The 16,693-nt window shown below is 60.2% G+C and carries 12 protein-coding genes and 1 pseudogene; 11 read left to right on the top strand and 2 right to left on the bottom strand.

Annotation, left to right across the window (positions count from 1 at the left end):
* Positions 1-3: 3 nt before the first annotated feature.
* Positions 4-1,731: an autotransporter assembly complex protein TamA gene (locus PGR6_RS18400; protein WP_064618834.1), complete on the top strand. Its 1,728-nt coding sequence runs from the start codon at positions 4-6 to the stop codon at positions 1,729-1,731.
* A complete protein-coding gene (locus tag PGR6_RS18395) occupies positions 1,728-5,402 on the top strand; it encodes a translocation/assembly module TamB domain-containing protein (RefSeq protein WP_064618832.1) in 3,675 nt (1,224 codons plus the stop codon). Before PGR6_RS18400 ends, PGR6_RS18395 begins: the two co-directional genes overlap by 4 nt.
* 97 nt (positions 5,403-5,499) lie before the next feature.
* Here the strand turns inward: PGR6_RS18395 and PGR6_RS30780 are convergent, their stop codons facing one another.
* Positions 5,500-6,363 (bottom strand): methyl-accepting chemotaxis protein, encoded by an 864-nt coding sequence (locus PGR6_RS30780; protein ID WP_371924316.1) that lies wholly within the window; start codon positions 6,361-6,363, stop codon positions 5,500-5,502.
* Positions 6,358-7,140, bottom strand: a pseudogene (locus tag PGR6_RS30775) (MCP four helix bundle domain-containing protein); the annotation flags it as partial. The gene PGR6_RS30780 and the pseudogene PGR6_RS30775, both read right to left, overlap by 6 nt.
* 340 nt (positions 7,141-7,480) lie before the next feature.
* On the opposite strand from PGR6_RS30775, the gene PGR6_RS18385 reads away from it, so the two are divergent.
* From PGR6_RS18385 to PGR6_RS18345, 9 genes are all read left to right on the top strand, one after another.
* Positions 7,481-8,500, top strand: a complete 1,020-nt coding sequence (locus PGR6_RS18385; RefSeq protein ID WP_064618828.1) for a LacI family DNA-binding transcriptional regulator — start codon at positions 7,481-7,483, stop codon at positions 8,498-8,500.
* Positions 8,484-9,488 (top strand): ABC transporter substrate-binding protein, encoded by a 1,005-nt coding sequence (locus tag PGR6_RS18380; protein ID WP_018925471.1) that lies wholly within the window; start codon positions 8,484-8,486, stop codon positions 9,486-9,488. The genes PGR6_RS18385 and PGR6_RS18380 overlap by 17 nt, the downstream gene beginning before the upstream one ends.
* A complete protein-coding gene (locus PGR6_RS18375) occupies positions 9,489-10,358 on the top strand; it encodes an ABC transporter permease (RefSeq protein WP_138867915.1) in 870 nt (289 codons plus the stop codon).
* On the top strand, positions 10,355-11,149 hold the full coding sequence (locus PGR6_RS18370; RefSeq protein ID WP_018925473.1) for an ABC transporter permease: 795 nt from the start codon (positions 10,355-10,357) through the stop codon (positions 11,147-11,149). Before PGR6_RS18375 ends, PGR6_RS18370 begins: the two co-directional genes overlap by 4 nt.
* Positions 11,146-12,177 carry an ABC transporter ATP-binding protein gene (locus PGR6_RS18365; RefSeq protein ID WP_064618827.1) on the top strand — a complete coding sequence of 344 codons (1,032 nt, stop codon included), beginning with the start codon at positions 11,146-11,148 and terminating at the stop codon, positions 12,175-12,177. The genes PGR6_RS18370 and PGR6_RS18365 overlap by 4 nt, the downstream gene beginning before the upstream one ends.
* 25 nt (positions 12,178-12,202) lie before the next feature.
* Positions 12,203-13,036 carry a phosphodiesterase gene (locus tag PGR6_RS18360; RefSeq protein WP_064618825.1) on the top strand — a complete coding sequence of 278 codons (834 nt, stop codon included), beginning with the start codon at positions 12,203-12,205 and terminating at the stop codon, positions 13,034-13,036.
* A gap of 191 nt (positions 13,037-13,227) precedes the next feature.
* Positions 13,228-14,547 carry an OprD family porin gene (locus PGR6_RS18355; RefSeq protein WP_026286361.1) on the top strand — a complete coding sequence of 440 codons (1,320 nt, stop codon included), beginning with the start codon at positions 13,228-13,230 and terminating at the stop codon, positions 14,545-14,547.
* 195 nt (positions 14,548-14,742) lie between these two features.
* Complete coding sequence (locus tag PGR6_RS18350; protein WP_018925477.1) at positions 14,743-15,222, top strand: MarR family winged helix-turn-helix transcriptional regulator; 480 nt, start codon at positions 14,743-14,745, stop codon at positions 15,220-15,222.
* The gene (locus tag PGR6_RS18345; RefSeq protein WP_018925478.1) at positions 15,212-16,681 is read left to right on the top strand and encodes an efflux transporter outer membrane subunit; all 1,470 of its coding nucleotides are present in this window, start codon (positions 15,212-15,214) and stop codon (positions 16,679-16,681) included. Before PGR6_RS18350 ends, PGR6_RS18345 begins: the two co-directional genes overlap by 11 nt.
* Positions 16,682-16,693: the final 12 nt, after the last annotated feature.

Genomic DNA, 16,693 nt, shown 5'->3' with positions numbered 1-16,693 from the left:
CCTATGAATGTTCCAGGAAGAATGACCAGCGGCCTGTTGATGCTGTTATCCAGCTGCGCGGCGCTGGCGCAAAGTGAATTGGATGTGCGGATCAAACCGTCCAACGATGAACTGAAGGCCAATATAGAGGGCTATATCGGTAGCCTCGGCGATCGCGATGAAGAAGCCTTGCTGCGCTTCAGTCGCGGCGCCGAAGAACAGGCGCGCAAGGCCGCCCAGGCCTTGGGGTATTACCAGCCGCAAATCGACAGCGACGTGAAGGGCGGCAAGACGCCGCGCCTGGTGCTGAACATCGATCCCGGCGAGCCGATCCATTTGCGTAACGTCACGATACGTGTCGACGGTCCTGCCGCCTCGCTCAAATCCTTTCGTGTGCCCAAAAGCGACCTGCTAATGCCAGGCGCGGTGCTTAACCATGGCCGTTACGAAGACGCCAAGCGGCTGATCCAGAACCAGGCCTCGCGTTTCGGCTTCTTCAGTGGGCGCTTCACTCGCCAGAAGCTGCTGGTGGACCCGCGCGCGGGCGTCGCCGACATCGAATTGATCTACGACAGCGGCCCGCGTTATGCGCTGGGCAAAGTCAGTTTTGAAGGCGACACGCCGTTCGACGAAGACCTGCTGCAACGCATGGTGCCGTTCAAGGCCGGTACGCCCTATGACTCGGAACTGATCGCCGAACTCAATCAGGCGCTGCAATCGAGCGGTTATTTCGAAGGCGTGCGCGTCGACGCGGCGCCAACGGCCTCCAAGGACGACGTGATCCCGGTGGCGGTCAAACTCGACACCCGCAAGCCTCGGACCATGGGCTTGGGTCTGGGGTTTTCCACCGACGTCGGCCCGCGAATCAAGGCCAACTGGACCCGGCACTGGGTCAACCCGCAAGGCGACAGCTATGGCTGGGAAGCCGAACTGTCGGCACCGCGGCAGAACGTCGGGGTGTTTTACGACATTCCCCTGGACCCACCGTTGACCGACAAACTGCGCTGGGCCGCTGGCTATCAATATGAAGATATCGCTGGCACCGACTCCCGCAGCAAATTGCTGACCCTCGGCCCCGAATGGCACAGCAAGTTGCCCAGCGGCTGGCAGCGGGTGGTGTCGCTTAAATGGCAACGTGAGGAATACACACTCGGTGACGACTCGGGGCTCAGTACCTTGCTAATGCCCGGCGTGAGCTATTCGTACCTGAAAAGCGACAACCGCATCGATCCGCATAATGGCTATCGCCTGCAATTCGAAACCAAGGTCGCCAAGGAAGGATTGGGTTCGGACACCAACCTGGTGTATGGCACGGCACTGGTCAAAGGCCTGACCACGGTCTTCGATAAACACCGCTTCCTCGGTCGGGTGCAGGTCGGCGGCAGCGCCACCAACGGTTACAAATCGGTGCCGCCGTCTCTGCGCTTCTTCGCCGGTGGCGATCAGAGCGTGCGCGGTTACGATTACCAGAGCCTGTCCCCGGAGAACTCCGATGGCGACCGTATCGGTGGCCGTTACATGGTGGCCGGCAGCGTCGAGTATCAATACTCCATCGCCGAAAAGTGGCGGGTCGCAACCTTCATCGATCAGGGCAACTCCTTCAACACCCTCGAACTGCCGAACCTGAAGACCGGCGTCGGTATTGGCGTACGCTGGGTTTCGCCGGTAGGACCAATTCGCCTCGACCTAGCCCACGCGATGGACGACGACGGCGGCATTCGACTGCACTTTTCCATGGGGCCTGAGCTGTGAAGCGTGGTTTGAAAATAGCGCTGCTGGCGATCCCGGCGCTGCTGATGCTGGTCGTGCTGGCCTTGATCATCGTGCTGGGTACGGCGACGGGCAGTCGCTGGGCGCTCGGGTTTGTGCCGGGTTTGACCGTGGAGAATTTCCAGGGCCGTTTGGGTGGACAGTGGAGCGCCGACCATCTGCTGTGGCAGCAGGACAACAGCCGGGTTGAGCTGAACCAGGCGATTTTCGCCTGGTCGCCACTGTGCCTGACGCGCATGACGCTGTGCATCGAGCAATTGCAGGCCGAGCAGGTCAGCCTGCAATTCCCGCCAGGCGTGGAAGAGCAAAGCAGCGGGCCGATCAGCCTTCCAGACTTGAAATTGCCGCTGGCCATTGAGTTGGGTGACGTCAAGGTCGGCCGTCTGCTGTTCAACGGCAGCGAAGAGCTCAAAGGCCTGCAACTGGCGGCGCACTGGACCGAACAGGGTTTGCAGATCGATTCGGTGCACTTGCAGCGGGATGAACTGAGCCTGAACCTGTCCGGCCTGTTGCAACCGAGCGGCAACTGGCCGCTGACCGCCGAAGGCAAACTGACCTTGCCGGCGCCGGGCACCGAACCTTGGGCACTGGCTTTGAAGGTCGACGGCGATCTGCTGAAAACCCTGAACCTGAAAGCCAACAGCAGCGGTTACCTGAACGGGCAGTTGACCGGCGAATTGCAGCCGCTGGTGGAAAACCTGCCGGCCAAAGTGCGCGTCATCTCTGACGGCTTCAAGGCCAGCGCCGAGCTGCCGGACACCCTGCAACTCAATCAACTGGAACTCACCGGCGATGGCGACCTGAAAAACGGCTACCAGTTGCTCGGCAAAGCCACGTTGCCCGCCGAACTTGGCCCGGTCGCGTTGTTGCTGCAAGGCAAGGTTGACGCCAAGGGCGCGCAAATCGCGGGTCTCGACCTGACCGCCAATGACAAACAAAGCCTCAAGCTCACCGGGCAACTGGACTGGAGCAAAGGCTTCAGTGCCGAAGCGAAAATCGACTGGCTGGATTTCCCCTGGCACCGCCTCTATCCGCTGATCGACGAGCCGCAAGTGGCACTGCGCAGCTTCAACGGTGAAGTCTCCTACACCGACGGCAACTACATCGGTAACTTCAAGGCCGTACTGGATGGTCCGGCCGGGGCGTTCAGCCTGAACAGCCCGTTCAGCGGCGACCTGAGCCAAATCCATCTGCCGCAATTCAAGCTCGAAGCCGGGCAGGGCAAGGCCGAAGGGCACCTGAACCTGCAATTTGCCGACGGCATCGCCTGGGATACCGCGCTGGACCTCTCGGCGATCAACCCGGCGTACTGGCTCGCGGAGTTGCCGGGTACCTTGGCGGGTCCGTTACGCAGCAAAGGCGAGATGAAGAATGAAAGGCTCAGCCTGACCGCCGACCTGGACCTGAAAGGCAAACTGCGCGGGCAGCCGGCGGTGTTGCAAGCCAAGGCTGATGGCGGCGGCGAGCAATGGAACCTCAGCGCGTTGCAGATTCGCCTGGGTGACAACAGCATCAATGGCCAAGGCAGCCTGCAACAGAAACTCGCCGGCCAGATCGACATCAAAATGCCGCGCCTGGCCCAACTCTGGCCGCAACTGCGCGGCCAGCTCAATGGTCGGGTCAATGTCGCCGGCACGCTCAAGGCACCGCAAGGCAAGCTCGCCCTGCAAGGCACGCAACTGGTTTTCGAAGACAACCGCCTGCAAAGCCTCAATCTGGATGCCACCCTCGACAGTGCTCAACGGGCGAAGATCGACCTCAAGGGCAGCGGCATTCAGACCGGCGACACGTCACTGGGCACCTTGACCGCCAGCGGCCAGGGCGACATCAAAAACCAGAAGCTGACCCTCGACCTGCAAGGACCGAAACTGAAACTGGCGCTCGGTCTCGACGGCGCGTTGGATAAAGGTAACTGGCGCGGGCGTCTGGCCAGTGGCGATATCCAGGCCGGTGGTCAGGACTGGAAGCTGCAAAACCCGGCCAGACTCGAACGGCTGGCGGACGGCAAAATCAACTTCGGTGCCCATTGCTGGATGTCCGGCCCGGCCAGCCTGTGTGGCGAAGACCAGCGCTTGATGCCCGAGCCAAAGCTGCGTTACCACCTCAAGCAGTTCCCGATCGACAGCCTGGCGCAATGGCTGCCGAAGGATTTTGCCTGGCAGGGCCGGCTCAACGCCGACCTGCAACTGGATTTGCCGGCCAGCGGCCCGAACGGCCAGATCAGCGTCGATGCCAGCGGCGGCACGTTGCGCATGAAGGAAAAGGATCAGTGGCTGGACTTCCCGTACCAGACCCTGAAACTCACCAGCAAACTCACGCCAAAACGCATCGACACCGACCTCAGCTTCGTCGGTGGCAAGCTTGGTGAGCTGATGCTGCAGGCGCAGATCAACCCGTTGCCGAAGAACAAACCGCTGACCGGCTCATTCCGCCTCAATGGCCTGGATTTGTCGGTGGCGCGGCCGTTTGTGCCGATGGTCGAGAAACTCACCGGGCATTTGAACGGCAGCGGCACGCTGTCTGGCGGGTTGTTGGCGCCGCAGGTCAACGGCAACCTTGAGCTGCGCGACGGTGAAATCTCCGGGCCGGAACTGCCGATGGCGCTCCAGGCCCTGCAACTGCAAGCCGTGATTGCCGGCGAAACCGTACAGCTGAACGGCAGCTGGAAAAGCGGCAAGAGCGGGCAGGGCAGCCTCAATGGCAACATCGCCTGGGGCCAGGCACTGGTGGTGGACCTGGCCCTCAAAGGCACGCAGTTGCCGGTCAGCGTCGAGCCATACGCCAAGCTCGAAGTGGCGCCGGACCTGAAAATTTCGATGAAGGACGACAAACTCGCAATCGTCGGCAAAGTGCTGGTGCCCAAGGGCGAAATCACCGTGCGTGAGCTGCCGCCGTCGACGGTCAAGGTCTCCGATGACACGGTGATCGTCGGTCAGCAGACCGAAGAGGGCAAGCCGCCGATGGCCATGGCGATGGACATCGATGTGGTGGTCGGGGAAGACAAACTCAGCTTCGCCGGGTTTGGCCTGACCGCCAACCTGCAAGGTCATGTGCACATCGGCGACAACATGGACACACGCGGCGAGCTCTGGCTCAACGACGGGCGTTATCGCGCCTACGGCCAGCGGCTGACGGTGCGTCGGGCCCGATTGCTGTTTGCCGGTCCCATCGATCAGCCGTACCTGGACATCGAAGCGATTCGCCAGACCGACGACGTGATTGCCGGCATTCGCTTGAGCGGCAGTGCCGAACAGCCGACCACGCAGATCTTTTCCGAGCCGGCGATGAGTCAGGAGCAGGCGTTGTCCTACCTGGTGCTGGGGCGTCCGCTGAGTACCACCGGTGAAGACAACAACATGCTCGCCCAGGCCGCCCTCGGCTTGGGTTTGATGGGCAGCTCCGGGGTCACTAGCGGGTTGGCCAAGGATCTGGGCATTCAGGACTTCCAGCTCGATACCCAAGGCAGCGGCAATACCACCAGTGTGGTGGCCAGCGGCAACATCTCCGAGAAGCTCAGCCTGCGTTATGGCGTAGGCGTGTTTGAACCGGCCAACACCATCGCCTTGCGTTACAAGCTGAGCAAAAAAGTCTACCTCGAAGCCGCCAGCGGCGTGGCCAGTTCGCTGGACATCTTCTACAAGCGGGATTTCTAACACCTCGATCCTTTCAGATAGACCGGGTCGCTCCCGTCGTAAGCAGGTCCGCCCCACACGGTCCGGTGTGGTCCTTGCGGGAGTGGGGCGGCGGCGCTCAGAGTTTGAACTGGGCGACCAAGGTGCTGAACGAACCGGCCAGGCGAGACAGCTCCTGGCTAGCGGCCGCCGTCTGATTGGCCCCCGCGGTACTCTGGGTCGACAGGTCTTGGATGTTCGTCAGGTTACGGTCCACTTCCCGTGCGACCTGGGCCTGCTCTTCGGAGGCGGAGGCAATCACCAGATTGCGTTCGTTGATGATCGAAACGCCGTCCGTAATCTTCTGCAACGCCGAACCGGCGTCCTGCGCCAGGTCCTGGGTTTGAGTGGCCAGTGCCAGGCTCTTGCCCATGGCGTTCACGGCCCCGTCGGCCCCGCGTTGCACAGTGCTGATCATGCCTTCGATTTCCACGGTGGAGGCCTGGGTGCGATGGGCCAAGGCACGAACTTCGTCGGCCACCACGGCAAAACCACGACCTTGCTCTCCCGCACGGGCCGCTTCGATAGCGGCATTCAAGGCCAGCAGATTGGTCTGTTCGGCAATGCTGCGAATCACGTCCAGCACCTTGCTGATCTCCCGGACATTGCCGGCCAGTTCGGTCACTGCCTGGTTGGAATCGGTGATTTCGGCCACCATGTGGGTGATGCCTGTCACGGTCTGTTTGACTTGTGACTGACCGTTAATGGCGTCGCTACTGGCGCTGCTTGAGGCTTGTGAAGTAGTGACGGCGTTACGTGCTACTTCTTCAACCGCAGCGGTCATCTCGTTGACCGCCGTGGCAGCCTGCTGGATTTCATCATTCTGACGGGTTAACCCGCGTGTGCTTTCTTCGGTCACAGCTGACAGTTCTTCGGCGGCTGAGGCCAGTTGATCCGATGCGTTGGCGATTTGTGTGAGGGTACGCTTCAGGCCCCCTTGCATCGCAGAAATGGCATTGAGCAACTGGCCTGCTTCGTCGTGGCTGTTGCCGCTGATGGCTCGGGTGAGGTCCCCACCTGCAATCTCCTGTGCGTAAGACACGGCCAGCGCCAATGGACGTGTGATCATGCGGGTGATGAAGACGCCAAGGGCGATTGCCAGGACGAACGCAATGATGATCCCGGTCGTCAACGACAGTATGGCGGTGCGGTGCAACGCTTCCGCCTCAGCAGCGCCTTCGCCTATCTGTCGGTTGTTGGAATCAACCATCACCCGTATCAGGCTTCGCGCTTCACGGAACGCGATGTTATTGGTGCCGTTGAGGATGACGGCGGCCTGGTCCAGATTTTTGGCGTCTATCAGTTCGACAATCTTTTGTGATGTGCTGATGTAGGTCGGCCAGACCAGGTCCAGTTTGTCACCCGCCGCGCGCTCATCGTCCTGCAGTGGCGTCGCACGGTAGCTGGCGTAGGCATTTTTTGCAGTGTTCAAATCAGTCACCAGCGCTTCGTGCAGGCGGTGATTTTCGCTGTCCGGTAACACGCCTCTTTGCCCATCAAGCAGACGATACATCCCACGGTTGTGCGCGGTGAGGCTGCTCAGGGTTTCCCCGATTTTGCCCACTGACACGAGGTCGTCAGAAAAGGTCAACGCCAGCGCCGTGGACAACCGATTAATGCTCAGGATGCTACCGGCGCCTACGAGTAGAGTAATCAAGGCGCAGAAAACAAACGCTGTCAGCAGTTTGGTCGAGAATTCAGAGCGGCTCAGGATGTTCATTCAGTGAGCTCGGTTGGAGTTTGTATGGGTTTGATCAGTGGGGATTAATCGCCACCATAATGGCTTCACAATAATTCACTAACTAGAACATTTATCATTTTTTCGCTCGTAGCCCAGAGCAAGACATCACGGACTCTGGACGTGGGGGGAGGAAACACACCCAGTCTATTTCTGCGGGATCGCTGAAGGTCTGACAGGTGCGCCTGTGCTCAAATCCGTTGAGCGGGTGGGGCGTAATCGGATGCCGCGATTGACATCAAAATGTCATCTTTTAATCGCATGAACGCCATGTTCGCTGAGTAATGTTCTCGCGAATGAGATCGATCTCAAGCGAGCGACAATGACTGATTTGAAAGAAGTTGCACGACTGGCAGGTGTATCGCGGGCGACTGCCGCGCGGACCTTCGCCTCCCCTGAAGTGGTGCGTCCGGCGACCCGCGAGCAAGTGTTCGCCGCTGCCCGCGAACTGGGTTTTCGGCCCAATCGCCTCGGCCGTCAACTGCGTTTGCAAACCACCAACCTGATCGGGGTGGTGGTCCCCAATCTCCTCAATCCGGTGTTCGCCGAGCAATTCCAGGCAATGGAGCGGGCCGCGCGTTTGCGTGGCTACAATTTGTTGCTGGCGACCACCGATTACAACAGCGAGCGTGAAAGCGCGGTGGTCGAGGAGTTGTTGCGCCAGCGGGTTGACGGGCTGGTGCTGACCGTTACCGATGCCGAAAGCAACCGCGTGCTGCAAAGCCTCGCCAGCGAGGACACGCCGTTTGTGCTGGCTTATCACCAACCGAGCAATCCCGATTACAGCGCGGTGTCGGTCGACAACCGCGCCGGGATGGCACTGGCCACGCGCTATTTGCTGGACGCTGGGCATCGGCGCATTGGCATGGTCGCCGGCCCGGCCTTGCAGTCTGACCGTGCCCGTCTGCGTTACGCCGGTTATGGCGACGCGATGCGTGAGCACGGCCTCGACAGCTTGCCGGTGATCGAAATGCCCGCCCATACCCAAGCCGATTTCGCCGCCCTTGAACCTTTTTTGTCCGGACCACAGGCGCCCAGCGCGTTGGTTTGTTCCAACGATTTGCTGGCGATCAGCCTGATCGCCGAACTGCGCCGACACGGCTGGAATGTGCCTGGGCAGCTGTCAGTGATCGGTTTCGACGGTATCGCCCTGGGCACGCAAATGCACCCCACGCTGTGCAGCGTGGTGCAGCCAATTGCAACGCTGGCCAGCACGGTCATTGACCAATTGCTGGCACAAATTGCTGGCGCTGCCCCGGTTTCCCATTGCCTGCCTTGCCATGTCCGGCCAGGCGAAAGTACTCAACCCTACGAGGAGAAACTCGATGACCCGCTTCACTAAAACCCTGGCTGCGTTATGGCTGTGCGGTGTGGCCAGCCTGGCCCAGGCCGCTGAAACGGCGATTTGCTACAACTGTCCACCGGAATGGGCAGATTGGGGCACTCAACTCAAGGCCATTGCCGACACCACAGGTGTGCAGGTACCGCTGGACAATAAAAACTCTGGCCAGGCTCTGGCGCAGTTGGTTGCCGAGCACGCCGCGCCGGTGGCGGACGTGGTGTATTACGGCGTGACATTCGGTTTACAGGCACAAAAAGCCGGAGTCGTCGGGACTTATAAGCCCAAAGGCTGGGAGCAGATTCCGACGGGGTTGAAAGACCCGCAGGGGCACTGGTTTGCAATTCATTCCGGCACGTTGGGAATCATGGTCAACGTCGATGCGCTGGGTGGCTTGCCGGTGCCGCAGAGCTGGGCTGATCTGCTCAAGCCTGAGTACAAAGGCATGGTCGGCTACCTCGATCCATCCAGTGCATTCGTCGGTTACGTGTCCGCGGTCGCCATTAATCAGGCGATGGGCGGGACCCTGGATAACTTCGCGCCGGCCATTGATTACTTCCAGAAACTGGCGAAAAACGCGCCCATCGTGCCGAAACAAACCGCGTATGCGCGGGTGCTTTCCGGTGAGCTGCCGATTCTGGTCGACTACGACTTCAACGCTTACCGTGCGCGCTACAAAGACAAGGCGAACGTCGCTTTCGTGATCCCCAGGGAAGGCAGCATCAGCGTGCCTTACGTGATGAGCGTGGTCGACAATGCACCGCATCGCGCCAACGCCGAAAAGGTCCTGGATTTTGTGCTGTCCGACCAGGGGCAGGCGTTGTGGGCCAAGGCATATCTGCGTCCGGTTCGTGAGATGAAGATGCCGGCCGACGTCGCCGCGCAGTTCCTTCCGGACAGTGACTATGCCCGCGCCGGCGTGGTCGATTACGAAAAAATGGCGGCGGTGCAGGAAGCCTTTGCTGCGCGCTATCTGAGTGAGGTCAAGTAAGTGACGACTGTGCCGCTCAACGTGCAGGACGTCTCGTCCCGCCACGATGTTTTGCAGCGCTTGCGACCAACGGTTGCCTGGGCGCTGGCCCCGGCGGCAGCGGTTCTGCTCGCGTTCTGGCTGTTGCCGCTGGCGCATTTGATTGTGCTGGGTGGGCAGGGGCGCGAGGGCAGCGACAGTGGCTATTGGCAAGTGCTCAGTAGTGCGCAATACCTTGGCAGCCTGGTGCAGACCTGTCTCCTTGCGGCGTTGGTGACACTGGCGGCGTTGTTGGTCGGTGGCATCAGCGGGGTGTTTCTCGCTCGCCAGCAGTTCTTCGGTCGCTCGGCGTTAGTTGCGCTGCTGACGTTTCCGCTGGCGTTTCCCGGGGTGGTGGTCGGCTTTCTGGTGATTCTGCTGGCCGGTCGACAAGGCCTGTTCGCCTCGCTCGGTCTGGGGCTGGCGGGTGAGCGCTGGATTTTCGCTTACTCGCTGACGGGGCTGTTCATCGGTTATCTGTACTTCTCGATTCCGCGGGTGATTCTCACGGTGATGGCCGCGTGTGAAAGCCTGGATCGCAGCCTGGAAGAAGCCGCGCACTCACTCGGCGCCGGACATTGGCGGGTGGTGTGCGACGTGATCGTGCCGGGGTTGGCCCCCGCGCTAGTATCCTGCGGCGCCATTTGTTTCGCGACGTCGATGGGCGCTTTCGGCACTGCGTTCACCTTGGGCACGCGGCTGAACGTGACCCCCGTGGCCATCTATAACGTGTTCACCAACTACGCCAATTTCACCGTGGCCGCTGCGCTGTCGGTCATCCTCGGAGCAGTCACCTGGGCGGTGCTGTTGCTGGCACGGCGCGTGGCCAAACAGTCGGGGACGGTTTTGTGAAACGAACAACGCTGTTTATCGCACAGCTGGTTTTTACCCTGCTGGTCTGTGCCTTCATGTTGGTGCCGGTGCTGATGTCATTGCTGGCGGGGCTGACGCGCAATTACTTCGTCGGGGTGTCCAGTGGCCTGACGTTCGACTGGTTGATTCAGGTCTGGCAAAGCTACTCGCCGACGGTCTGGTTATCACTGCGGTTGGCGGTTGCCTGTGCCGTGTGTGTTTGCGTGATCGGCGTGCCGGCGGCTTATGCCCTGGTGCGGATGAACAACCGCTTCAGCCGTGCATTTGAAGAGCTGATGGTGTTGCCCGTGGCCATGCCGGGCTTGGCCAGTGCCTTGGCGTTGCTGCTGACCTACGGGCAATTCGGCGAGTTTCGCAGCAGTTGGCTGTTTATCCTGGTGGGTCATGTGCTGTTTACCTTGCCATTTCTGGTGCGCCCAGTAATGGCGGTGATGCAGCGCCAGCAATTGCCGACGCTCGAAGAGGCGGCGGCGAGCCTCGGTGCCGGGCCGATCAAGCGTTTCTTCAGTGTGGTGGTGCCCAATTGTCGGGCCGGGATACTGGCCGGAGTGTTGATGGTCGTCACCCTGTCGCTGGGTGAGTTCAACCTGACCTGGATGCTCCACACACCGATGACCAAGACCTTGCCGGTGGGCCTGGCCGACAGCTATGCCTCGGCGCGGCTGGAAGTGGCCAGCGCCTACACCCTCATATTTCTGTTGATGATCGTGCCGCTGCTGATTGCGTTGCAAGCCATCAGCGCCCGTCTTTCTCGTGGAGAGCGTCGATGACTGGAACCACTATTCGCCTGCAGGGTTGCCGCAAGGCGTTCTCTGACGGCACCGTTGCTGTAGATGATTTGAACCTGACTATCGAGGCCGGGGAAACCTTGGCGATCCTTGGCCCGTCCGGTTGCGGTAAAACCACCACGTTGCGCATGATCGCCGGCCTTGAACGCCCGGATGTCGGGCAGATTTTCTTTGCCGACTGTGACGTCACACGCCTGCCGATCGAGCGCCGCGACGTGGGCATGGTGTTTCAGAATTACGCGTTGTTTCCGAACCTGGACGTGGCCGGCAATATTGTTTACGGCCTGAAGATAAGAGGCCTGTCGCCCGCCGAACGCAACAAGCGTTGCGCCGAGTTACTGGAACTGGTCGGCCTGCAGGATCACGGCAAACGCCGCATTCACGAGTTGTCCGGCGGCCAGCGTCAGCGGGTGGCACTCGCCCGTGCGTTGGCCCCCCGGCCTCGGGTGTTGCTGCTTGATGAGCCGTTGGCAGCGCTGGATGCGCAGTTGCGCGAACGGCTGCGCAGCGAGCTGGATCAACTGCTGCGCAGCTTGCGCATTACCTCGGTGTTTGTGACGCACGACCAGGGCGAGGCCATGGCGCTGGGGGACCGGATCCTGGTCATGGAGCGCGGACGCATCGCACAACTGGCCACGCCACGAGACATCTATCAGCAACCCGCCAACGCGTTTGTCGCCAGTTTCGTCGGCAACCTCAATGCGTTCCCGGTGATCGAACCGACCGCCCATGGCTTGAAGGTCAGCGGTGGCGAGTTGCCCTGGAAGGGGATCCCTGTGCCGACGACGGTGTACTGCCGTCCTGAGCATTTGCGGGTGATGGACGGTGCCGGGCATGTGCGCGGTCGTCTGGTCGGGCAGTTTTTCCAGGGGGCGCAAAGTCGCCTGTTGGTGGACGTCGGGGCCGGGCAGCCATTGCTGGTGGACAGCGCTGACGGCGTCATTCATGCCACTGGCGCTCTGATTGCCCTGGCCATCGAGCCACACGTGTTGTTCACCCTGCATTCGTGATGTTTTTTGTTTAAGAGCACTTATTTTGAACAGTCCGTTTCTTATTGCGCAGATCAGCGATTTGCACCTTAAAGCCGATCAAAAGCTGACCTATGGCGTGGTCGATTGTCTGGGCGCGTTGCGGCGCGCGGTGGATCATTTGAATGCCAGCCAACCGCGCCCTGACATCGTGGTCATCAGCGGCGACCTGGTGGATTTCGGCCGTGCCGATGAATACGCGGTGCTCAAGCGCGAACTGGCGCGATTGCACATGCCTGTCTATCTGGTTCCCGGCAATCACGATCATCGCGAGCAGCTACTGGCGGGATTTACCCATCACACTTATTTGCCGACTAACGCCAACGCGCCGCTCGACTGGGTGGTCGAGGAGCATCCGGTACGCCTGATCGGCTTGGACTCGACCCGGCCGGGCGCCCATGGCGGTCAATTGCTGGACAGCCAGTTGCGCTGGCTCGATGAGCAATTGTCCCGTCGCCCCCATGTACCGACGCTGTTGATTCTCCATCATCCGCCCTTTATCACGGGCATCGGCCACATGGACCACGAGCCGTTTATCAATACCGCTGCTTTGGAAGCGCTCGTCGCTCGCCATCCGCAGGTAGAGCGCTTGCTTTGTGGGCATCTGCATCGGCCCATGCAGCGTCGCTTCGGCGGCTCGTTGAGTTGTGTGTGCCCCGGCACTTCCCACCAGATCGTGCTGGATCTGGAGGCATCCGCGCCCGCACATTTCAATCTGGAGCCGGCGGGGTACCTGGTACATCGCTGGCATCCGCAACAAGGTCTGGTGACCCACAACGCCGTGTTCGGTGAATACGCCGGGCCTTATCCGTTTTATGACGATCATGGATTGATCGACTGATAACGCCAGGACGATGACGATGCTGTGCTTATTTAGCTTGGGGAGGTTTTAACGACGGCCACTTAGTACGGTTACATGACGTTTATCTCAATGATGACTTAATGCGCGGGCTTATCCATTGGTGGGCCCGTTGCTTCCTGCTGTCTTTTTACTGCGCACAGAACATGGTTTCTGCGCTGGAGTTCGCCCTGATGAAAGCCTCGTTTCAAGTATTAAGTTTTTTGACCGGCGGTTTGGGCATGGCCCTGAGTCCCTTGGCGTCTGCTGATTTTATTAATGACAGCAAAGCCAACTTGAACTTGCGTAACTTCTATTTCAATAACGATAACCGCGACGGTGCCGCCGCGCCGTCGAAAACTGAAGAATGGGGCCAAGGCTTCATGCTCAACTATCAGTCGGGGTTCACCGACGGTACGGTGGGTTTCGGTCTGGATGCGATCGGTTTGCTTGGGATCAAGCTCGACAGCGGTGAAGGACGGCATGTCGGCAGTTCAATGATTCCCAGTGATGGCGATAAGGCCGCGGATCAATGGGCGCGTGCCGGCGCGACAGCAAAGATGCGGTTCTCCAAGACCGAGTTGCGCTACGGCACCTTGCAGCCAAAGTTGCCGATTCTGGTGGCGAACGATGGTCGACTGCTGCCGCAAACCTTTGAAGGCGGTCAGGTCACCAGCAACGAACTCGATAATCTGACCTTTACCGCCGGCCAACTTGAGCATGCCACTGGCCGCGGTTCCAGCGACAGTGCCGGCCTGGCGGTAGCGGGTGCCAACCAGGAAAGCAACAAGTTCACCTTCGCCGGCGCTGATTACAAACTGACTAAAGACCTGACTGCCCAGTATTACTACGCCAACCTTGAAGACTATTACCAACAGCACTTCGCCGGTGTATTGCATGTACTGCCGTTGGGTGAGTACGGCTCGCTGAAAACCGACTTGCGATATTTCAAGACCACTTCCGATGGCAAGAACAGCAGTGCCGCCGGGCGTGCCAGTGGTTACAAGTTAGGTGGTTATACCAAAGGCGGGACGGGTGAAATCGACAACGATACCTGGAGTGCGGCATTCATTTACTCGTTAGGCGGCCATGCCATTACAGCGGGTTATCAAAGCGTTTCCGATGACAGCAACTTTGCTCAACTCAATCAAGGCGGGCTGGTCGACAAAGGCGAGGGCGGCGCCAGTCTTTATCTGTACACCGACCGCACCATTCAAACCTTCATCCAGGCCGGCGAACGGACCGCATTCGCGCAATATGCCTACGACTTCGCGGCCGTGGGAGTTCCGGGTCTGAAGGCGTCGGTCATGTATCTCAAGGGCAACAACATCCAGACGACAAGCGGCCAGGACGCGAGCGAATGGGAGCGAGATATCTCCCTGGATTATGTGATTCAAAGTGGCGCGTTGAAGAACGTCGGTTTCGGCTGGCGCAACGCAATGTCACGCAGCGATATCGCCCGCAATCAGGATCAGAATCGCCTGATCGTGAGCTATTCCATTCCCCTGATGTAAGCCCGCCTTCAAGCCCATCGGCGAACAGGTTCACGATCATGTGGGTGAACCTGTTCCTGCCGACGATTGACCACTCTATCCCCCCGCCGCCGATCAGCTAAATACAAAGCATCCTAACTATTGCGTTGACATTGGCTGCCTAAGCAGTAATATCTCGACATACATTCACTGCCTAGGCAGCTAATTGGTGGTCCGATGAAACATTTCTCCTCATACGATTTCCATAATTGCCATCTCGGCCTCTTGCTCGGACGCGCCGCGCTGCTCAAGGACCGGATCATCGACACTCACATGGAACCCCACGGCATCACCGCCGCGCAGTTCAAAGTGTTGATCATCATGGCCCAGTTCGGCGTCGATACCCCGGCCGAGCTGTGCCGCCACCTGTCGCTGGACAGTGGTTCGATGACCCGCATGCTCGATCGTCTGGAACAGAAAGGTTTCCTCGCCCGCCAACGCTCCGAAGCAGACCGCCGTCAGGTGCAACTGGTGCTGACCGAACAAGGTCAACAGTTGACTGACCGTCTGCCGGAAATCGGCGCCGATGCCATGAATGAACTGGCCGGGGCCATCACCCCGGAAGAATTGAAAGCCCTGGAACACATCCTGAAGAAAATCCTGGTAGCGGCGGGTGACTCGATCACCTTGCTGCGGGTAGGTGGCAATGAACAGTAAACGCCTGCGTACCGGACTGAGCCTGGTGCTGTTGGCCATGAGCGTCGCCGGTTGCGCCAGTTACAGTGGCCTGAGCACCGAAGGCGTCAGCCTCGATGCGAAGAACCTCAAGGCCGGGCAGTCGCTCAATGGCGTGACCCTGACACCCGCCGCATGGCCGAAAAGCGACTGGTGGAAAAGCCTCGGCGACCCGCAGCTCGACGGCCTGATCCGCGAAGCCCTGCACGACAGCCCCGACATGCAAATCGCCGACGCCCGCGCTCACCAGGCCAGTGCTGCCGCCTACGCCGCCGATGCTGCACGGATGCCCACCCTCGATGCCAATGCCGGTGTCAGCCGTTCGCGTCTGGCCCGCGACAAAGACCCGAGCGGGCAGGGTGGCACTTACTCCACTGTGCGTAATCTCGGCGCCAGCTTCAATTACACCTTCGACCTCTGGGGCGGCCAGCGCGATGCCTGGGAAGCCGCGTTGGGCCAGGCCCGCGCCGCCGAAGTCGATCAGCAGGCCGCGCAACTGACCTTGTCCGCCGACGTCGCCCGTGCCTACAGCGATCTGGGGCAGGCGCACATCATCCATGACCTGGCCAGCGAAGACCTCAAACGCACCAAACAAATGCTCGACCTCAGCCAGCGTCGCCTGAGCTCGGGGATCGACAGTCAGTACCAGTTCCAGCAAACCGAAAGCCTTGAAGCCAGCGCCGAAGCCAGCCTGATCGACGCCGAGAAACGCCTGCAAAGCGCGAAAATCGCCTTGGCGGTGCTGCTGGGCAAAGGCCCGGATCGCGGCAACGAAATCGCCCGGCCGAAAGTCCTTCAGGCCAGCGCCGTTGCATTGCCGTCGGTATTGCCGGCCGAACTGCTCGGTCGTCGTCCCGACCTCGTGGCCGCGCGCTGGCGGGTCGAGGCCGCGAGCAAGAACATCGCCGCTGGCAAAACACAGTTCTATCCCAACTTGAACTTGAGCGCGGCGGCGGGTGCCGAATCTTTACTGGGCGATGCGATGTTTGGCTCGGCGAGCCGTTTCTTCAACATCGCTCCAACGATCTCGGTGCCGATTTTCGACGGCGGCCGCCTGCGTGCCGACCTCGATTCCCGCGACGCCGATTACGACCTCGCGGTGGCGCAGTACAACAAAAGCCTGGTGAAAGCCTTGGGCGATGTCAGCGACACCATCAACCAGTTGCACGATATCGGCCGGCAAATCGGTGCCCAGCAACACGCCACCGACATCGCCCGGGATTCTTACAACACCGTGGTCCAGCGCTACGGTTCCGGCATCGGCAACTACCTCGACGTGCTCAGCATCGAGCAGCAGTTGCTCCAGGCCCAGCGTCAGCTGGCCAACCTGAATGCCGAGCAGATCGACCTGTCGATCCAACTGATGCAAGCGCTGGGTGGCGGATTTCAGGGCGAAACCCTGACCGCCGCCAACGCAACCCCAGCCACGCAGCACAACTAATTCAAGGTACTT

This window comes from Pseudomonas sp. GR 6-02 (assembly GCF_001655615.1).
Taxonomy (GTDB): Bacteria; Pseudomonadota; Gammaproteobacteria; order Pseudomonadales; family Pseudomonadaceae; genus Aquipseudomonas.
This window is presented reverse-complemented; position numbering and strand designations above follow the sequence as displayed.

Bases quoted from the DNA above. Each gene is read 5' to 3' on its own strand.
- PGR6_RS18380 (WP_018925471.1), top strand. From the start codon at position 8,484: ATGACCCGCTTCACTAAAACCCTGGCTGCGTTATGGCTGTGCGGTGTG.
- PGR6_RS18355 (WP_026286361.1), top strand. From the start codon at position 13,228: ATGAAAGCCTCGTTTCAAGTATTAAGTTTTTTGACCGGCGGTTTGGGC.
- PGR6_RS18345 (WP_018925478.1), top strand. From the start codon at position 15,212: ATGAACAGTAAACGCCTGCGTACCGGACTGAGCCTGGTGCTGTTGGCC.
- PGR6_RS18385 (WP_064618828.1), top strand. From the start codon at position 7,481: ATGACTGATTTGAAAGAAGTTGCACGACTGGCAGGTGTATCGCGGGCG.
- PGR6_RS18365 (WP_064618827.1), top strand. From the start codon at position 11,146: ATGACTGGAACCACTATTCGCCTGCAGGGTTGCCGCAAGGCGTTCTCT.
- PGR6_RS18350 (WP_018925477.1), top strand. From the start codon at position 14,743: ATGAAACATTTCTCCTCATACGATTTCCATAATTGCCATCTCGGCCTC.
- PGR6_RS30780 (WP_371924316.1), bottom strand. From the start codon at position 6,363: ATGCAAGGGGGCCTGAAGCGTACCCTCACACAAATCGCCAACGCATCG.
- PGR6_RS18400 (WP_064618834.1), top strand. From the start codon at position 4: ATGAATGTTCCAGGAAGAATGACCAGCGGCCTGTTGATGCTGTTATCC.